Below are 19,483 nucleotides of genomic sequence, written 5' to 3' on the forward strand. Positions count from 1 at the left end.
TTGCCCTGAATTTTTACTGCGCTCCGCGAATGAAAATATCTACTAGCTTCTGGCCTAGAGAAAAGTTGGAACCATATTTATGCAGGTTATCTTCCCGATTGCCCATGAGCATCAAAGTCGAGAAGGTCTCTGCCAGGAAAAACGGATCGTCCGTCCGCAGTCTATTTTCATCCATTGCCCGTTGGAAATGGGAGGCTAACACTTCGTGAATCTGATGCTCCGCGTTGCGTATATCCTGAATTTGAGCATGGTCAAGAAAAGGCTCAGCTTCTCTGAGCATCGTTTCAATCTCCGCATGTGGATTGCCCAATCTGGCCTCTGCCAAACGCACAAGCCCCGACTTCAGATTCTCGGCCTGATCAAGCATATGCGAGGTTAACCGGCTCACATTGTGTAGCATCGTTGTAAAGGCAACTTTAAAAAGCTCTGGTTTGCTGGTGAAATGATAATAAATGGTTGGCTTTGACACGCTACATGCTTTGCCAATTTGCTGAAGCGTGACCGTTTCGTAGCCATACTCCATGAATAGTTTTGAAGCGGTTTGAATAATAGTTTGCTGAATCGAGATATCGTCGTTGCCATGTTTCGGTCTTCCAGGCAAACGTTTGGGTGATTTTTCTGTCATTGGACTTCCCTCCATGAATATTTTATGACAAATAACGATAGTTAGCAAAAGCACTTGTAATTATACTTACCGGTAAGTATAATTTATGAAGAGTAAAAAATGACATAACAATATCCTCATGACAAGGTGGTTTTAGGGTTGAAGACAGCAAAAGGTACAACCAAATGGAAAAAGATAATCATGTGGACAATCTTGTCCATCGTTATCATCGTGGCCGGCGTTTTCGTATATCTCAATTCGGTAACGTATAGTCCTTCTGAACGAGCTGAAGCGGCAATGACAAGCGATGCTCAGGTTAATGTCACCAAGCTTAAGGACGGTTACCGGTTTGAACCCTTGAGTACAGAGGTAACCGAACCGAATATTATTTTTTATCCGGGCGGTCTGGTTAAACCTGAAAGTTATTCTCCACTTGCCAGAGAAATGGCAGAACAGGGTCACCGTGTATACATCGCGAACATGCCGATAAACTTGGCGATTTTCGGTCAAAATAAGGCTGATTCCTTTATCGAGGAACATCCTAACGAAGCGTTTGTTATTGGCGGCCATTCATTGGGAGGGTCATTCGCAGCAAGGTATGCTGCGGAGCACAATGAGAAGTTGGAAGGCGTCTTTTTCTTGGCTTCTTATGCAGATGAAGGAGGTAGCTTGAAGAATACGGACTTGTCTATCTTACAGATTACAGGCTCGGATGACGGAGTGCTTAACTGGGAAGACTGGGAGAACTCCAAAGCAAATCTTCCGGAAGACACGAAATATGTGAGTATTGAGGGTGGAAATCATGGTCAATTTGGCTCATACGGCATGCAAAAAGGAGATAATCAGCCTGCCATTACGGAAGATAAGCAGTTGGAAGAGGTTGTTGTAGCACTGGAGAACTGGATGGATACATTCAATTAAACTATTAAATGAGTGTATTGAATGGATAATTACCTGGTACGATTAAAGTCGCTATTTTAGCGGCTTTTTTTGTTGAAGGATAAACATATGCATCAATGGAGCAGGCTTAACTGTTGTTATCGATTGAATTTAACTCAATGATAGGTTTTCATAATTGCTTTAATTACCACAAGTCGTTAACATTAGAAGCATTGTCATCGAAGCAGCAGCAAAACGAAGGGCAGCAAGAGCAAGAACATCAAAAGGAGAAAAGATTATGTTTTTCAGAAAATTTGCTTACACATTATTGATCATCACCGCTGCATTATTGTTCTCGGGTTGTACTTCACAGTCACTGCTTGATCTCGGATCGCCTCAAGTTTCGGAGGATATGGGATTTGATGAGGTTGCCGACTATATCTCGGAGCACAATGAACTCCCACCAAATTACATTACCAAGAAAGAGGCAAGGGATCTGGGATGGGAACCAAGTGAAGGGAACTTACGTGAAGTAGCTCCAGGCAAAAGCATCGGCGGCGACGTGTTCAGGAACCGGGAAGGATTACTCCCCCACAAAAAAGGCCGGATCTGGTACGAAGCCGATATAAATTACGCAGGAGGACGGCGCGGAAGCGACCGAATCCTATACTCGAATGATGGTTTAATTTACCAAACGACAGATCATTATAAGTCATTTGAACAGTTAAAATAAACGGAGGGAATGCTATGAGCATCATACAGATTAACGGAAACGATTTTCACAGCAAGGAAGAGCTCCATCAAAGTCTTCAAAACCAGCTTGAGTTAGATGAGAGCTATGGAGGCAATTTGGACGCACTATGGGATGTCTTGACTGGGGCTGTAAGCATGCCGCTTACTTTTCAATGGATCGGATTCGAGAAGAGCAAAGAGATTCTTGGAGATTACGCTGACCAAGTCATGGAATTGTTGCGGGAAGTTGAAGCAGAAATCCAAGGATTTACGTTAGAACTATATTACTGAAAAGTATTAGCGTTATGAGGCGATGGGCAACCATCGCTTTTTTGGTTTATGCAGTTTGACTAAGACTCATGTCTAGATCATGCTATTTTCATGGCTTAATAATCAAGGTTGGGATTAATAGACTTCCTTATACTTTAAGCATGGAATAGGGTAGGCAGGATTTTAATCATTTGTTAACGTTTTGTTATGTAAGCGTATACTATTCCGAAGTGAACCATCCTTATTGTCTGGATTAGTTAACACGAATAACAACATCTAGGGGGCAGAGAAATAATGAGAGCCGTATCAAAAGTGCTAGGAGCTTGTCTCGTAACAAGTGTTGTGCTAGTTTCCGCTGGTTGCGGAAATGCTGCAGAGAATTCCCAATCGAATACCAGTGATCCCAACAGTCCGATTACATTTAGCTTTTTCGGCGCAGATGCAAGTCCCAACTGGAACAAAATGCAAGATGCTGTAGGGAAGAAAATTACGGAAGAAACCGGTGTGACTCTTAACGCAGAATTCGATATTTCAAGTGGAGGCGGAAGCGACCGTATCTCCCTGATGGCTGCCAGCGGCGATTACCCGGATTTGATTTTCCCTAAAGATAATTTGACCCGACTTGTTGATGCCGGTGCGATGGTTGATTTGACAGATCTGATCGAAGAACACGCGCCCAATTTGAAAAAGATCTACGGTGAGCACTCCAATCGGTTGAAATACAGCAATGATGATCCTTCAATCTATTGGATTCCTACAAACGGCGCAATCGATCAGGTCAGCTTCGATGCCACGAATGGCGCAGCCATTCAGCATCGTGTAGTCAAGGAACTCGGGTATCCTGAGATCAAAACCTTAAACGATTTCGAAAATGTGCTACGTGACTTTTACGAGAAGCATCCGACAACAGAAGACGGTCAGCCAACGATTCCATTAACACTTAGTGCGGATGGCTGGAGACGCATGATTACGGTGACTGACCCCGCTGCCATGTCTACGGGTGGCCCCGGAGATGGCGAGTATTTCATCGATCCTGACACATATGAAGCTGTTCTACATTACAAACGGCCAGAGGAAAAGGAATATTTCCGCTGGTTGAACAAGATGTACAATGAAGGCTTGCTGGACAAGGACAGTTTTGTTCAAAAAGATGACCAGTATAAGTCCAAAATCGCCAGCGGACGCGTGCTTTCTTTGCTTGATCCGAACTGGGGATTCAGTGATGCGGAAAATGCGCTGAAAAGTGCCGGGAAAGACGACATGACCTACGGATTCTATCCGGTAACACTGGATGACAGTTTTCAGCGCAAAGACTTCCAGAATATCGGCTTTGACGGTTATGGCATTGGCATAACGGTCGATTGTGAAGACCCTGTCCGGGCCATCAAATTCCTGGATTGGATGTCTTCTGAAGAAGGGCAAGTATTGAGAAACTGGGGCGTTGAAGGCGAGCAATATAACGTGGAAGACGGTGTTCGCAACATCCCGGCAGATGTGCAGGAACGTAAAAACAAAGACAATAACACATTTACCAAAGAAACCGGCGTAGGTTTGTACTACATTTTTGGTGCCCATTACGGTGATGGTGTTAAAGATTCAACGGATAACTACTATACAACCAATTATCCCGAACAGATTCAGCAAAGTTATTCTGATGAGGAAAAAGAAGCATTGAAGGGCTATGGGATTACCACGTGGAAGGACTTGTTCCCTTCCGAAGAGGAGTTCCCGGTGAAAGAGTGGGGCGCAGCTTACAATATGCCGATTCCATCCGATAGCGGAGATTATAATGTGGTGTACCAGAAAACGCAGGATATTATTCAGAAACGGATCGCCGAAGCGATTACATCCTCTCCGAGTGCCTTTGAAGACATATACGACAATATGATTGCTGAACTTGATAATGCAGGTGCAGTAGGCATGGAACAGCAGTATACAGAGTGGATTAAAGATCGCGTTCGATTGTGGACGGGAAAAGAGATCAATTAACTAGCGTATAATTACAATAATGAGTTATTTGCAGATCAGAAAGTATATCAAGAACTAAAAAACATCGAGCCATGCAGGATGGCTTGATGTTTTTTTGCTTTCATTAAATGAGCTGGTCACTATCTTGGTAATGCTTCTATTGCATCACGCCGCCGTTTGATATATTTCCCCGGGGAGATGCCGACCATCTTGGTAAAACTACGAATAAAATTGGCATAATCACTAAATCCCGATTGAAAGCACGCATCCGTAATGCTCATTCCATCCGACAGGTGGAATTTGGCCCGTTCAATACGACGACCCAATATGTAGGACCTGATCGTCAACCCAGTATGCTTTTTGAACTGGCGGCTGATATAAGTGCTGTTCATATAGAATGCTTCTTCAAGTTTACGGAGCGTAATGTCTTGATGTAGATGTGTTTCAATATAATCCATGGTTTCACGAACCATTTCAGGCATAATGTCATGGGGAACAAAGGAATTGTTATGAAACCAAACATTAATCATGACCAACAATTGGGCTACGGCTGCATTTATTTTGATGTCGGTGCCATAAGCATCGGAAGCAAGCAATCCTTCCAGTTCGTTCGTGCATTGCAGCATCTGCTTCAAGCTATGATCGTCTAAATGTACGATGGTGCCTGTTCCTTTGGGGCGATGATCGAAACATGATGATAGATTGGTTGTTGATGTAGACAACTGATATAGATATGTTTTTTTGAGATTGATGGTGATTCGCTCATACTCAGATTCATCCAGAATAAAGGCTCGATGCATCTCCTCGGGTGACATCACAAGTAAATCCCCAGGCTGCACATGATAACATCGATTATCTACATAGAAATGAACGTTGCCACGAAGAAACAGGTAGATCTCATATGCATTATGGCGATGGTAAATTGTATCCAGCTTATACGTAGTTACGCGGTGCAGATATAGTAATTCAGGCTGGATGGGATCATAGAAACACTCAGAGGACCCACTCATGAAGCACCTCCCGTCATTTCACGCAATAAATAGAGCGGTTTACGCAATGAAATTGTACTCAGCTTACCTTAAAATGTAATCATCCTATCATGATACCTTTTGTATTGCAAACGCTTTCTATCTAATGAGAAAACTAATAACGTTAAGAGGGGGAATTCTTTCGATGAATCATAATTCTACATCACATGCTAATGAGCAAAAGCAAGATCGGTCTGCTGGTCTGAAGAGTATTACAGGGGAGATTGGAAAGCTTCGTCCCAACGGTAACCCTCTGATGGGCCACAAATTCGGAGCCGATCCCTATGCTTTGGTATTTAACAATCGAGTCTACTTATATATGACTAGCGATAAGCTGGAATATGATCAGGACGGTCTTCCTCAGAAAAACAGTTATAGTTCAATCAACCGGATCACGGTGATTTCTTCAGATGACCTGGTCAATTGGACAGATCATGGGGAGATCAGAGTTGCTGGACCTCAAGGCGCAGCTACATGGGCTTCACAATCCTGGGCCCCGGCAGCTGCTCATCGAATTATTGAAGGCGAGGACTGTTTCTTTCTATATTTCGCAAACAATGCCAGTGGAATCGGTGTATTGTCCGCACAAACACCTCTAGGTCCATGGGCAGACCCTATAGGAAAAGCACTCATTACACGAGAGACTCCGGGAGTAGAAGAGGTAACCTGGTTATTCGATCCTGCTGTGTTTGTAGATGACGATCATCAAGCCTACATATACTTCGGTGGTGGTATTCCAGAGGGGAAAGCAGAAAGGCCGGATACGGCAAGAGTGATGCGATTGGGAGACGATATGATCAGCGTCGTTGGCAAAGCAAAGGTCATCCCGTCGCCATATATGTTTGAAGATTCAGGAATACATAAATATAACAATATATACTACTACACGTATTGCTCCAATTTTGACGAGGGTGATCGGCCAGAGGGCGACCCACCACCCGGGGAAATTGCATATATGACCAGCGCTCAGCCCATGGGGCCATGGACATATGAGGGAACGTTGCTCCAGAATCCAGGCCACTTTTTTGATGTTGGCGGCAACAACCATCATGCTATATTCCAACTGGCCGATCAGTGGTACATTGCCTATCATGCTCAGACGTTGTGCCAGGCCATGAATATCCCTGAAGGTTACCGCTCAACGCATCTGAATCGAGTCGAACATGATGAAGCCGCTGGTCGGATCAAGAAGGTTCATGCAGATTATCAGGGCGTAGATCAGATCAAGTGGTTCGATCCCTATCAACAGGTGGCTGGTTCGACGATTGGATGGAGTAGCGGCGTATCAACAGAGCAGTGTCTTGACTCGGATGAGATGTATGCTGAGATGTCATCATCAGATTCGAATGTGATTTCCGCTAAGTTGCAAAGTGACAGTTGGATCGCTATATCGAACGTAGACTTTGGTAGTGAAGGACCTACAATCTTCAATGCCCGTATTTCGAATCAAGCAACCGAAGGGACGTTGGAGCTTCGGCTTGATTGTGCAGACGGACTGTTAATTGGAGAAATGATTATTCCGTCCGTGACCGGATCACTTCACTGGGTGGAGCTAACAACTGAAGTTACGGGTGCGCAAGGTGAGCATGACTTGTATATTATGTTTAAAGGTTCAACAGATAGCTCAACCATTCTATTAAGAGAATGGAAGTTTAACAGACAAAATGAGGTGTAATTGAAGCATGTATCCGAATCCAATGATTTGGGCCGATTACCCGGATCTTGACGTCATTCGTGTAGAGGACACATATTATATGGTCAGTACAACTATGCACATGATGCCAGGATGTGTCATTCTGCGTTCATATGATCTGATCCATTGGGAAGTAGCCACCTATGTATACGACAAACTGGATGATACACCAGCCCAGCGGCTGGAGGATGGTCAGCACATATATAGCAAAGGCATGTGGGCCGCATCCCTTCGTTATCATCAAGGTGTGTTCTATGTGATCTTTGTTGCGAATGATACCCGTAAGACATACTTGTATACGTCGACCTCCATCTCGGGAGTATGGAAGAAACAGATCGTGGAAGGGTTTTACCATGATTGCTCCTTATTTTTTGACGATGATGAACGAGCATATCTCGTGTACGGTAATACCGAGATCTATCTGACCGAATTAAGCTCTGATCTGTCCGGGCCCAAACCTGGTGGAGTGCATCGCTTGATTGTAAAAGACGAGCAGCCTCATCACCTTGGTTATGAAGGAGCACATTTTTACAAGATCAATGGTAAATATATTGTGTTCCTGATTCATATCACGAAAGCTTCCGGACGTAGAACACAGGCGTTTTATATGGCAGATTCTCTGGAAGATGTCTTCACTGGTGGAGAAGTATTCAATGACGATATGGATTATTTCAATTCAGGTGTTGCTCAGGGCGGTATCGTGGATACGCCGGATGGAGACTGGTATGCAATGCTGTTTCAGGATCATGGGGCTGTTGGCCGGGTTCCTGTTTTGGTTCCGCTACACTTTGATCAAGGTATACCGGTCTTTGCAAACAAAGCGCCGAAGCAGATTGATATCCCGAGCACGAGACCAGAGCACCGTTATAACCCGTTAGTGGGTAGCGACAGTTTCAATTATGAACCTGAGGAAGATGGAAACATCCGTCTCCGTGATTTTTGGCAATGGAATCATACACCTCACGATGAACTCTGGTCCGTTACAGAGAAACCGGGCGTTTATCGTGTTCGTACTGGACAGATCAGTCCCAATCTGACGTTTGCCGTAAACACACTAACCCAACGTTCCATGGGACCTGCTTGCGAAGCAACGGTGACGCTCGATGGCAGTCGTCTGAATGATGGGGATTTTGCGGGACTGTGCTTCCTAATCGGTTCATACGGTATGATCGCTCTTACGAGACAGGAAGGTAAGTTTTACTTGGTTATGCATGCTAGAGATAGTGGAGATTCAACGATATTTGGTAATCTGATCGATCAGGAGCCTGCTACTGAACATGCACGTATTCCGGTAGCAGACCCCTTGGTTAAACTGAAAGCATATGGAAATTTTGAGAACAATCTGGATGAGTGCTCTTTGGCCTACTTCGATGGGATTGAATGGAGAGAGATAGGGATTGCCCATAAAATGATATATAAACTGGATCATTTTATGGGTTGCCGGATAGGGTTGTTTGCATATTCAACCGAAATGGTTGGAGGAACAGCTGACTTTTCGAGTTTTGAATATCGCGTGATTCATCCTGATGGAGCACAATGATAATCCGTAAAAGCCGCCCAGCAGCGGCTTTTCGTATTCAATGGATATAAGTTGTTGTACAATGATATGGATTCAATTCGACAGAGAGAAGAGCCTTGTTTAAACCGAACTGGGGGCATGTCATCATGTATAAGAGATGTCTGGACATAACAAGATGGACCTTCATTCTGTTCCTTGCTGTATCTATACCAGCAGGTCATACCGAAGGGAATTCCAAACAACAACATCCGCAGCCAGATGGGCAGCAGATTCAACTTCCCTCTACGATCAAGAGGTATTCTCCACCCATAGAGGTCTCTTTTGTCAGGGAAACGGGAGATGACATTGAGCGAATGATTAGCCAGTTGCCTGGTGAGACGATGCTGGATAATCGCTGGACTCGTTTGTACGAGAAGGAGCTAGGTATTCAAATTCACTATGACTGGATTGCGAACGGAGATGTGTACAGTCAGAAGCTGGGGGTATCCCTTGCTGCAGGACGTTTCCCGGATGTGGTCAAAGTGAATCCATATCAACTTAGACAACTTAGCAACGCTGGAATGATCGAAGATTTAACCGATGTGTACCAAGAGCATGCTTCTCCACTTACGAAGAGAATATTGGAAGCAGAGGGTAGGGGAGCTTTCGACGCGGCAACCATTGAAGGCAAACTTATGGCGATTCCCGAATCATCTTCCTCCATTGAGACTGCGCAGTACCTGTGGATTAGAACCGATTGGTTGGAGCAACTGGGTCTGCGGAAGCCTGAAACGATGGAAGACGTGCTTCAAGTATCGAAAGCGTTTACATATAGAGATCCCGACGGGAACGGAGAGCAGGATACGTACGGACTGGCGCTAACGAATCACTTATGGGATCCCGTCATGGGAGCTGCAGGATTCATGTCCGGATATGGTGCCTTTCCTAATATATGGGTCAAAGATGCAGACGGCAACCTTACTTATGGAGGCATACAGCCTGAAGTTCGTGAGGCGCTGCAAGTACTGCAAACGATGTATTTTGACGGACAATTTGATCCGGATTTTGGTTACAAAAATGGCAGCAAGGCTTTTCGTTTGGTTCAGGATGGGAGAATAGGGATGCTCTACGGGGAACAGTGGGCATCCTTTATGCTTCAGACTACACGGGCTACAGATACAGATGTAGAATGGCAGGCATATCCCATTGCTGCGAAGTCAGGCAGAGACCTGAAGGTACCCCTCCGTTCTAACACAGGGCAATATTTTGCTGTAAAAAAAGGGTTCTCTAACCCGGCAGTTGTCGTGAAGCTCATGAATCTGCATCTGGAAACGAATTGGGGGGATCAGGCAGAGTACGAAACCTATTACAATGATGATTCCCGAGCCGTGTGGATGCTCTCACCAGTTACGCCTTTTCCCGGCAATAAAAATATAGATGCATACAAACAAATCCGTGATGCCAGAAGCACTGGAGACTTCTCTGTTCTCCAAAATGAGGCTCTCGCCATTCACAAACGGATTGCAGCCTATGAATCGGAAGGTGTGGATAGCGGCTGGGGTTGGAAACAAACCTATGGACCTTCGGGCGCTTTTAGCATTGCAGATTCTTACGAGAAGAACGGCCAACTCCTCTATGATCAGTTCACGGGCGGTATTACGGACACGATGGTTGATCGACAAATTATTCTCCGGGATCTTCAGCTTGAAGCTTATATGAACATTATTGTGGGTAGGCCAATAGATGAGTTTGATCAATTTGTAGAGAACTGGCGCAAGTTGGGCGGAGATCAGATTACATCGGAAGTTAACGCGTGGTATAAAACCAACAAGCCAAAGGAGCGCTAACGTTCTCACTCATTTCACTCATATAAGAAACTAATCCAGCCTTTGGCATTGGAGGTGGATGCATTGATCAAGATCCCGGCTAAATCATGGTTTAACAGTATATTTGCGCGATTAATCATCACCTATCTGGTATTCGTGCTTCCCCTTATTCTTCTTGGCGTATATCTGTATCATTGGAGTTATGACAATGCAAGCCAGGAAATATCTTTGTCAACGGAGAGACGATTGAACCAATATGTCGTGGAATTGAACAGGGAACTGGAATGGATGGAGCTACAGCAGTTTGATATCGTCGAGGATCGAAAACTGAATCGTCTGGCCATTCTCTGGGACATGATGGATCAGGTTGAACGACGTGATACGTTGAATTATTTATCGGAACGGCTCGCTACTTTCAAAAACAGCACGGCTTACATCAAGAACGTTCATGTACATATCCCTACTGTCGACAAAAGTATATCCGCGACACAAGGCATCGATGATTTCGATAAGAGTTCATATCAATACTTCAGTTCAGGCATACAAGGAAAAGGTGCACGCTTCACTGTGAAAGAGGACACCCTGAACTTGAGTGCCGTCCGGTTGACAGGCAAGAGAGGAGAAGCGCCGCTTTTTGTCATTCAAGTGGAGCTGGATACCGAGCATTTTCAAAATGAACTCACGCGGCTTAACTTGTACCCGGAGAGTTCAACTTTTCTGATTGAGGACCACACGGGACATGCCATCACAGATAAGCAACAAAGTAGTGTTATTCTGGCGAATTACCGTGAGCATAGTGTAAAAGGTACACTTGATGGTTTTCGGATGAAGGTGGGGGACACCATGTATCATGTGAGTCAGTTGCATATGGACTCCCTGGGCCTGTCCGTAGCTACATATTTGCCTGAGGAAATTGTAACCAGACCACTTAGCAAGTTCTATCATTGGGCTTGGTTATTTGCCATTACATCATTTGTTGCAATCACGGCCTATCTCTATTCAAGCTACAAGCTGATCCACATTCCATTGTTATTGTTGGTGAAAAGATTCAAAAAAATGGAGGGAGGCGTGCTTGATGTTCCCATCGCTCACAATCGAAAGGACGAGTTTGGCTTCCTTTATACTCGTTTCAATCAGATGATTGAAAATCTTCAATCCCTGATCGACCGAGATTTCAAAAAAACAATGATGATGCAACGGGCCGAGTTGAAACAGCTCCAATCCCAAATTAATCCTCATTTTCTGTACAATAGCTTCTTTATTCTAAATTCACTTGCAAGAACAGGCGAAACAGAACGTATTGAGCAATTCACTAACATGCTTGGTGAGTATTTCAGGTTCATCACCCGGAATGAAACAGATCATGTCCAGTTGAAAGAGGAAGTGGAGCATTCACGAATCTATACGGATATTCAACAACTGCGATTTTCCAGACGAATCAAGGTCGATTTCGGGACACTGCCTGCCAAGATGGAACATATTCACGTTCCCAGGCTCATCATTCAACCCATTATTGAGAACGCGTATGAACACAGTCTGGAAAAGAATACGGATTCCGGTCTTCTACTCATCCGGTTTAATCTTGAAGATTCGCATACCGAGATCACGGTGGAGGACAACGGGAATGAGCTAGATGAGGGACACATCCAATCACTTCAACAGCGCATGCACAAGGACGGAGGTACGGAAGAAATGACTGGATTAATGAATATACACCGACGTCTGGTCCTGACGTATGGAGAAGGAAGTGGCCTTTTCCTGTCCAAAAGTGAACTTCAGGGATTAAAAGTTACGATTCGAATTCAGTGGAAGGAAGGGGAAAGCGAATGTATCGACTGTTAATTGTAGATGACGAGGAGATCATTACGGACAGTCTCTATGAAACGTTTGCCAGACATATGCCTGACCGACTTGACGTATGCAAGGCCTATTCCGCGACGGAAGCTTTGTCCTGGATGCGTAGATCAAGAATCGATATCGTTCTAACGGACATCCGCATGCCGGGGATGAGTGGTCTGGAACTGACCGAGCGGATTCAGAGCAGTTGGCCGAACTGTCGCGTCATTTTTCTGACAGGACATAGCGATTTTGATTATGCCTATCGAGCTTTTCAGATGTCCAATGTGCGTTATTTGCTCAAAACGGAAGGCTATGACAAGGTGCTGTCTGTTGTCGAAAATGTGATGGAAGAGATCCGGCAGAGTCACAGTATGCTTGATTTATTAGAACGATCTCGTGAAGTCAACTCCCAGCTTGCAGTGATTCAGCAAGAGCAATATTTGCGGAAGCTACTTCAGGATTGCACCGCAATCACATCTTCTCCGCTTGTAATGCAAGATGAATTAACGAAACGAGACATTTGTTTGCAAGTGGACTCGCCAGTCTATCTCATACTGGGGCGGTTCAATAATCCGCCAGAAACAGGAATGGAGCTCACACAACTCCAGGAATCTGTGCGCATTATTGGCTCCTCGCTAATGCATGAGTATACGGTGTACGCTAGTGTAACAGACCACTATGGGGATACGATCTGGCTGATTCAACCGAAGCAGGAGCAAGAGATGGCGAATGATAAGCTTGTGCGATTTCTGGAGGGCACATTGGAACTGGTACAGGAAGCTTGCATGGAATCCCTTGGCGTATCCGTTGCATTTTCACTAAGTGGGCGAAGCTGCAATTGGTCTGAATTAACCAAACAATATGAACGTCTGAGGTTGCTCCAGTGGATGAAAATTGGAGACGGTGTATCCATGGTACTCACGGATCGTCGCAATGATCTTCCGGCTGGTATACCCAAAGAATCCATGCGGATATCAAACCGGATCGAGATAATGTCAGGATATTTGGAAACGGGGCGAATCCAGCCATTTTACGATAGTTTTGAGGAGCTTGCAGGCGAACTTTTACAACAAGATATTACGATGGAACGTGCGATAGAGACTTACTACCATCTGGCATTATTATTGCATTCGACGATGAGTCGATGGGGGCTCCATGATAAAATTCCGGATCAACGAAGTTTGCTTCATTTGGGGGAGTATACCTGTATGAATGATGCTGTACAATATCTCTACCTTGTTGCCGACGAACTAGTCCGATTCAAGAGATCGAATGAACAAGAACGCGCTAACGTTGTGATTCATGCTTTGTGCAGTTATGTGAAGGAGAACCTGGAGAAAGATCTCTCTCTGGTGAGACTGGCTGAACTTCATCATTTTAACCCGTCCTATCTGTCGAGATTCTTCAAGCAGGAAATGGGAATTAACGTGTCAGAGTTCATTGATGACTGCAGAATACGGAGAGCCAAAGAGTTGCTTCAGAATACGAATCTCATGGTGCGTGAGGTTTCACTTCAAGTGGGGTACGAGGCGGCACATTCGTTTACTCGACTTTTCAAGAAACTAACGGGAATGACCCCGCAGGAATACCGAGAATCTATTCTGGTACGTTAGATATGGATCATTTGGAAACGATAAAAGCCACAGACAATGTAAACAACGCAAAAACCGCAAGGATAATGAATCCTGCGGTTTTTTTGTGCTTCATATCCAATGGCTGAACATTCGGAGTCGGAGATCCAACCTTAAGCGGAGTGGATTTTTTGTCGTCTATAGGCGTTTGGACTTGATCCGGCATACATTTTGAACTTTTTATAAAACCAATCGATATCTTTATAGCCTACTTCTACAGCAATCTCATATATTCGCAGATTGGTGGATGACAGAAGCTGCTGGGCTTTTTCCATACGTTGCTCGAGCATGTAATCATTGAAAGTCATCTTTTCTTCCAGCTTGAACTTCTGTCCAAGGTACGCGCAGTTAAAATGAAGCATGTCAGAGATCTTCTTCAACGTGATTTCATCACCCAGATGCTCCCGAACATAGTCTTTGACAATACGAATTACATGACTTGAATGCATGGGCTTGCCGTTCAGTTGAACGGGTGTTTTGAAGAACGACGACGTTGTATGTGCAGGGTCTGTTTCAAGCTTGGATCTGAGCCCGTGCAGACTGTTGAGCAAAGTGGAGGGACTTACAGGATGCGGTAGATAGTCATTCACTTGATACGTTAGTGCTTTGCGTACGAGTCTGAAGTGATCTCTTCCACCCGTCAAAAGAATGGGGATCTGGCTTATCTTCCGAATATCGTTGCACAGCCAGAGACCCGCGGTATCGAATCTCTCGGTATGGACCATAACAAGGGAATAATCTCGTTCAGACAATGCACTCATAGCCTCAGACGATGAGAACACACAATTTCCAACGGTGTATTGTGATTTACTACGTTGCAGTAGCTGTTGCATCTCGCCGCACATACGTTGGCTGAAATCCACAAGTAAAATGTCATACATGAAGCAATACCTCACCTTCTCCTAAATTTCAATCCAATGATCCAACTGAAATATGGCTTGATTTCATTATGCGAATAAAAGAAAGCGCATACAATGTGCATATTTTTGTAGACAGTGCATTTCTTTACCAATTGAAACCGCTACTGTGCGTTACAGGTTGAAAATTACATCAATCTATATTTCGTCAGGGTAAACACCTGCATATCGGCAGGTTGTTTGCGCTTTCATTTGAACGATACACTGTGATAGCAAACGACAATCAGGGGGGAAGACGATGAGAAAACACAAGTTCATGCTACTGAGCCTGGTATTTGCGGTCTTGTTGGTGATTGCTGCATGCAGTTCTGCACCTACCGCTCAACCCGAGCCGGAAAAGACAACACCACAGGAGGAACAAAAACCCGCGGAAACCGAGCCAAAGAATGAAAACTCCACGCCAGAAATGGACTTTGACATGGGTGGCAGAACGATCAAGGTTGTTGCTTGGTGGGACATGGAAATACAGGGGAATAACCCGGACAACATTCAACGTCTTGAGAATCTCGAAGCGCTGAAGAAAAAACACAACTTTAATATTGAATATGCTTCCATCGATTTTGGCGAATATCAGGAAAAGGTTGTTGCTTCCCTGATGGCTGGTGAACCGCTTGGCGATCTGGTGAGACTGGGCAAAAACTATGCCATTCCGGCATTGACCAAACAGGATCTGTTATGGCCGGTGGATGATTATATTAAAAACGACAAGGTATTCAACCAGAAAACAACCAAAGAATACATGCAGTATGAAGGCAAAGGTTACGGCTTTACCGAGGACCAGTCCTCGTTTATCAACGGAATTTTCTATAATCGCACACTCATGCAAGAGCTCGGCTTGAAGCCACTTCAAGAGTATGTGGATGCCGATGAATGGAACTGGGATACGTTCATCAGTGTTGCCAAGCAAGCGAACAAGGATCGAAACAATGATGGCAAGCTAGACACTTGGGGACTCGCTCAAACGGGCTTGCTGGAACCGATTCTGTATTCCAACGAGGCTTCTCTGACCAAAGAAGATAAGCAGAACCTGGAAGATCCAAAAACGAAAGAAGCGTTGAACTTCCTGTCCAAACTGGCTACCGAGAAGGTCGGCAGAGCTTCTGAGGGCGGCGATTGGACAGAGCCATCCACGTTCTTCCGTCAAGGCAACACCCTGATGTATTCAGGTGCCATGTACGAAGTCGAAGGTATTATGACGGATATGCAGGACTACGATATTGGTTTTGTACCGTTTCCAAAAGGTCCAAGTGCAACAGCGTATCACTCCGGTGAGTCACGTTACCAAGCTATAACGATTCCAAAAGCGGTAGAGAATCCAGAACAACTGATGTACATCTGGGAGAAAATTAATGAGATCGAGTCGATCTATGAGTATCCAGGACAATCCACACTGGAGACACATCTGACCGATGAAGCAGATATCAACAACGCCAGAGAGGTTGCGGAAGGTATGTTGGTTCTCGACCATAACACATTCCCGTCCTTGCCGTTCTGGGATTTTGATGGGGAACTCAAAGAAGGGGTATCCGTATCTACGCTGATCGAGAAATACAAGGCTCCTTTCCAGGCTGCGATTGATGAGGTTTACAAATAAGTATCACGTTACACGGGCAGAACGCACCAATGAAGGTGCGGTCTGTCCGGGTTAGTCAATCGTTCAGTTCTCTCAACGCTTACAGGAAAGGGGATACATTCAAACATGCGGTCACGTAAGAAAAAGGGACTAATCCTGGTGCTTGTCCTGGCCTTGGTGCTCTCCATATGGACACTATATCCATCGCGGGATCGTAATCGGGGAACGGTACATTCGCTTGAGGACTTTGAGGCGGTATCGGGAACCGAGGATTCATTCAGTTATGAGCATTATCTGACTGCTCATGACAATACGGCCAAACCGGATGAAATTGTACGCATCGAAGGCGAATCTTATGTTCAGGCAGAGGATGGGGAATTTGAGGTTGTGCAAGGGTACGCCGGATTAGACGGAAATGCGGTAATTACGCCGGAAACTGGAACCATTCGCTGGGATGTTCCCGTTCAAGTGAGCGGTTTGTACAACATTCGCATTCACTATTATCCCGTAGAAGGTAAAAGCTCCGGGATCGAACGCAGGCTTGAGCTTAATGGTAAGGTCCCGTTCAGAGGGGCCGATATTCTTCTGTTTGACAGGGTATGGGGGAATCGCGAGGATAACGTCCGGCAGGACGATCGTGGCAACGAGCTTAGACCAAGACAAGTGGAGCAGCCCGAATGGCAACTGACTTCCTTCAAGGACAGTGCAGGGTACTTTGAGGAACCGTTTCAGTTTTATTTTGACAAAGGCAATCAGCAGTTATCGCTCACTTCATTAAGAGAGAGCATGGCGATTGATTATATCGAGTTGTATCAAGAAAGCGAAGTGCCGTCCTATGCAGAGCTGGAGCAGACCTATGCCTCACTCGGCTTGAAACAAGCCGCTCCTGTCATTCTGAAAGTACAGGGGGAGGAGGCTGTCAGCAAGTCATCTCCTACACTGGCACCGATCTCGGACCGATCAAGCCCTTCACTGGAGCCTTATAATGTATCGAAAATTCGGATGAACGCCATCGGGGGCATTAACTGGAAACTGCCGGGCGAATGGATTGAATGGGAAATAGATGTGCCTGAAGGCGGACTGTATCAACTGGCGCTTAAGGTGAAGCAGGATCAATTGCGTGGCATCTATGCCACCCGCAGTCTGACGATTAACGGTGAAGTTCCGTTTAAGGAATTGAAACGCATTCGATTTAACTACAGCCCGGCCTGGCAAACTCAGGTGTTGGGTTCGGGAGAGGATAAGCCATATCAGTTTCATCTTGAAAAAGGGAAACACCGAATCCGCATGACAGTTACACTTGGCGACATCGCTCCGCTGCTTCGGACGGTGGAATCCAGCGTGCTGGAACTGAATGAGATGTATCGCAAAATATTAATGATCACCTCCAACAGTCCGGACCCACTGCGGGATTACCAGCTGGAACGGCGCATTCCGGAGATGACGGAGGTGTTTGAACGACAAGCTGACACCTTGCGCTCCGTTGCAGATTACCTGGAAAAGGCCACGGGTGAGCAAAGTGACAAAGTGGCCGTATTGCACGCCATGGTACTGCAGCTTGAAGATATGGCGGCCAGACCCGAGACGGTTCCCAAACGGCTGGATACGTTCAAAATTAATGTAGGCGGTCTCGGTACGTGGATTCTATCGGTACGTGAACAGCCGATTACGCTGGACTACCTTGTCGTGTCTCCGCCGGGTGAATCTCTGCCAAAAGCGGAGGCAAGCACCGTCCAGCAGGTGAAGCACGAACTGGGCGCATATGTTGCCTCGTACACCGAAGATTACGACAGCATTGGTAACGTGGAACAAAAGAAGGATGCCATCACCGTATGGATCACGACTGGACGGGATCAAGCCCAAGTACTGAAAGGCATGATCGACGATTCGTTTACCCCGGATACGGATGTGTCCGTGCAGTTACGTCTCGTACCGCCTAATATTTTGCTGCCCGCAACGCTCTCGGGGGAAGGACCGGATGTAGCCATGCAGATGGGCGAAGACATTCCGGTGAACTATGCAATGAGGAATGCGACAGCGGATCTGAGCCAGTTCCCCGATTTCGAGGAAATTTCAGGCAGGTTCCGTGAAAGCGGATTGACACCTTACCGCTACAACGACGGGGTATATGCCCTTCCGGAGCAGCAGCATTTTCCAATGTTATTTTACCGCAAAGATATTCTGAATGAACTGGGCATTGAACCGCCGAAAACGTGGCAGGACGTATATAACACCATCACCGTGCTGCAGAAGCATAACATGGAGTTTTATCTGCCGATTGAGGATACGCTGAACAATGCCAATCTGGTTCCGAATTCAACTTTTGCCATGTTGTTATATCAGAATGACGGAACGTTCTACACCGAAGACCAGAAGAAAAGTGCACTGGATTCGGAGATTTCGATGGACGCTTTCAAACGATGGACGCAATTTTATACCAATTACAAGTTTCCACTCAAAGCCGACTTTCCGAATCGCTTCCGTACCGGGGAAATGCCAATCGGGATTGCTGATTACACTACGTATAACATGCTGACGGTTATGGCACCGGAAATCCGTAATCTCTGGGACTTTACGATTGTTCCGGGTACACAGCTTCCGGATGGCTCCATACGGCACGAAGTGGCCAGCGCAACAAGCGCGGTGATGATGCTCGAAAATGCCGACGACAAGGAAGCGGCGTGGAAGTTCATGAAGTGGTGGACTGATGAGCAGACCCAGATTGAATACGGGAGAGAAATGGAAGGCCTTATGGGAGCGGCTGCCCGTTACCCGACGGCCAATATCGAAGCCTTGAAGCAATTGCCTTGGCCTGTGAAGGATTATCAAAATCTCGAGAAACAATGGGAATGGGTACAGGGAATCCCGCAGCTTCCCGGAGGTTACTTCACGGGACGACATCTGGACAACGCTTTCCGCAAGGTGGTCAATGCTAATGAAAATCCGCGTGAAGCCTTATCGGACTATGTGTTGTACATTGATGATGAAATAGAGTTGAAACGCAAGGAATTTAATCTGAAATAGA

14 protein-coding genes are annotated in these 19,483 nt (G+C 45.6%); 11 read left to right on the forward strand and 3 right to left on the reverse strand.

What is annotated here, in order from left to right:
- Positions 1–13: 13 nt before the first annotated feature.
- The gene (locus MHI06_RS14700) at positions 14–625 is read right to left on the reverse strand and encodes a TetR/AcrR family transcriptional regulator (RefSeq protein WP_340401980.1); all 612 of its coding nucleotides are present in this window, start codon (positions 623–625) and stop codon (positions 14–16) included.
- A gap of 138 nt (positions 626–763) precedes the next feature.
- On the opposite strand from MHI06_RS14700, the gene MHI06_RS14705 reads away from it, so the two are divergent.
- From MHI06_RS14705 to MHI06_RS14720, 4 genes are all read left to right on the forward strand, one after another.
- Complete coding sequence (locus MHI06_RS14705; RefSeq protein WP_340401981.1) at positions 764–1,525, forward strand: alpha/beta fold hydrolase; 762 nt, start codon at positions 764–766, stop codon at positions 1,523–1,525.
- 256 nt (positions 1,526–1,781) lie between these two features.
- A complete protein-coding gene (locus MHI06_RS14710; protein WP_340401982.1) occupies positions 1,782–2,216 on the forward strand; it encodes a ribonuclease domain-containing protein in 435 nt (144 codons plus the stop codon).
- A gap of 14 nt (positions 2,217–2,230) precedes the next feature.
- On the forward strand, positions 2,231–2,506 hold the full coding sequence (locus tag MHI06_RS14715; protein ID WP_062834405.1) for a barstar family protein: 276 nt from the start codon (positions 2,231–2,233) through the stop codon (positions 2,504–2,506).
- A 273-nt stretch (positions 2,507–2,779) separates the two neighbouring features.
- The gene (locus tag MHI06_RS14720) at positions 2,780–4,474 is read left to right on the forward strand and encodes an ABC transporter substrate-binding protein (protein ID WP_340401983.1); all 1,695 of its coding nucleotides are present in this window, start codon (positions 2,780–2,782) and stop codon (positions 4,472–4,474) included.
- Between the two features lie 119 nt (positions 4,475–4,593).
- Here the strand turns inward: MHI06_RS14720 and MHI06_RS14725 are convergent, their stop codons facing one another.
- Positions 4,594–5,463 carry an AraC family transcriptional regulator gene (locus MHI06_RS14725; protein ID WP_340401984.1) on the reverse strand — a complete coding sequence of 290 codons (870 nt, stop codon included), beginning with the start codon at positions 5,461–5,463 and terminating at the stop codon, positions 4,594–4,596.
- A gap of 163 nt (positions 5,464–5,626) precedes the next feature.
- On the opposite strand from MHI06_RS14725, the gene MHI06_RS14730 reads away from it, so the two are divergent.
- The 5 genes from MHI06_RS14730 (at position 5,627) to MHI06_RS14750 (ending at position 13,950) form a co-directional block, all read left to right on the forward strand.
- On the forward strand, positions 5,627–7,156 hold the full coding sequence (locus tag MHI06_RS14730; RefSeq protein ID WP_340401985.1) for a glycoside hydrolase family 43 protein: 1,530 nt from the start codon (positions 5,627–5,629) through the stop codon (positions 7,154–7,156).
- Positions 7,157–7,163: 7 nt separating this feature from the next.
- Positions 7,164–8,714, forward strand: a complete 1,551-nt coding sequence (locus tag MHI06_RS14735) for a glycoside hydrolase 43 family protein (protein ID WP_340401986.1) — start codon at positions 7,164–7,166, stop codon at positions 8,712–8,714.
- Between the two features lie 125 nt (positions 8,715–8,839).
- Entirely contained in the window at positions 8,840–10,519 is a 1,680-nt protein-coding gene (locus tag MHI06_RS14740) for an extracellular solute-binding protein (protein WP_340401987.1), read from the forward strand.
- Positions 10,520–10,573: 54 nt separating this feature from the next.
- The gene (locus MHI06_RS14745) at positions 10,574–12,340 is read left to right on the forward strand and encodes a histidine kinase (protein ID WP_340402120.1); all 1,767 of its coding nucleotides are present in this window, start codon (positions 10,574–10,576) and stop codon (positions 12,338–12,340) included.
- A complete protein-coding gene (locus tag MHI06_RS14750; protein ID WP_340401988.1) occupies positions 12,325–13,950 on the forward strand; it encodes a response regulator in 1,626 nt (541 codons plus the stop codon). Before MHI06_RS14745 ends, MHI06_RS14750 begins: the two co-directional genes overlap by 16 nt.
- A gap of 131 nt (positions 13,951–14,081) precedes the next feature.
- On the opposite strand, the gene MHI06_RS14755 is transcribed toward MHI06_RS14750, so the two are convergent.
- On the reverse strand, positions 14,082–14,849 hold the full coding sequence (locus MHI06_RS14755; RefSeq protein ID WP_340401989.1) for a helix-turn-helix domain-containing protein: 768 nt from the start codon (positions 14,847–14,849) through the stop codon (positions 14,082–14,084).
- A gap of 274 nt (positions 14,850–15,123) precedes the next feature.
- On the opposite strand from MHI06_RS14755, the gene MHI06_RS14760 reads away from it, so the two are divergent.
- Together MHI06_RS14760 and MHI06_RS14765 are read left to right on the forward strand one after the other, a co-directional pair.
- Positions 15,124–16,479, forward strand: a complete 1,356-nt coding sequence (locus MHI06_RS14760) for an extracellular solute-binding protein (RefSeq protein ID WP_340401990.1) — start codon at positions 15,124–15,126, stop codon at positions 16,477–16,479.
- A gap of 105 nt (positions 16,480–16,584) precedes the next feature.
- Entirely contained in the window at positions 16,585–19,482 is a 2,898-nt protein-coding gene (locus MHI06_RS14765; RefSeq protein WP_340401991.1) for an extracellular solute-binding protein, read from the forward strand.
- Position 19,483 lies beyond the last annotated feature (1 nt).

It is taken from the genome of Paenibacillus sp. FSL H8-0079 (assembly GCF_037991315.1).
Taxonomy (GTDB): Bacteria; Bacillota; Bacilli; order Paenibacillales; family Paenibacillaceae; genus Paenibacillus.

Coding starts and splice junctions, on each gene's coding strand:
- MHI06_RS14750 (WP_340401988.1), top strand. CDS start 12,325: ATGTATCGACTGTTAATTGTAGATGACGAGGAGATCATTACGGACAGT.
- MHI06_RS14735 (WP_340401986.1), top strand. CDS start 7,164: ATGTATCCGAATCCAATGATTTGGGCCGATTACCCGGATCTTGACGTC.
- MHI06_RS14740 (WP_340401987.1), top strand. CDS start 8,840: ATGTATAAGAGATGTCTGGACATAACAAGATGGACCTTCATTCTGTTC.
- MHI06_RS14720 (WP_340401983.1), top strand. CDS start 2,780: ATGAGAGCCGTATCAAAAGTGCTAGGAGCTTGTCTCGTAACAAGTGTT.
- MHI06_RS14710 (WP_340401982.1), top strand. CDS start 1,782: ATGTTTTTCAGAAAATTTGCTTACACATTATTGATCATCACCGCTGCA.
- MHI06_RS14725 (WP_340401984.1), bottom strand. CDS start 5,463: ATGAGTGGGTCCTCTGAGTGTTTCTATGATCCCATCCAGCCTGAATTA.
- MHI06_RS14755 (WP_340401989.1), bottom strand. CDS start 14,849: ATGTATGACATTTTACTTGTGGATTTCAGCCAACGTATGTGCGGCGAG.
- MHI06_RS14765 (WP_340401991.1), top strand. CDS start 16,585: ATGCGGTCACGTAAGAAAAAGGGACTAATCCTGGTGCTTGTCCTGGCC.
- MHI06_RS14760 (WP_340401990.1), top strand. CDS start 15,124: ATGAGAAAACACAAGTTCATGCTACTGAGCCTGGTATTTGCGGTCTTG.
- MHI06_RS14730 (WP_340401985.1), top strand. CDS start 5,627: ATGAATCATAATTCTACATCACATGCTAATGAGCAAAAGCAAGATCGG.
- MHI06_RS14700 (WP_340401980.1), bottom strand. CDS start 625: ATGACAGAAAAATCACCCAAACGTTTGCCTGGAAGACCGAAACATGGC.
- MHI06_RS14715 (WP_062834405.1), top strand. CDS start 2,231: ATGAGCATCATACAGATTAACGGAAACGATTTTCACAGCAAGGAAGAG.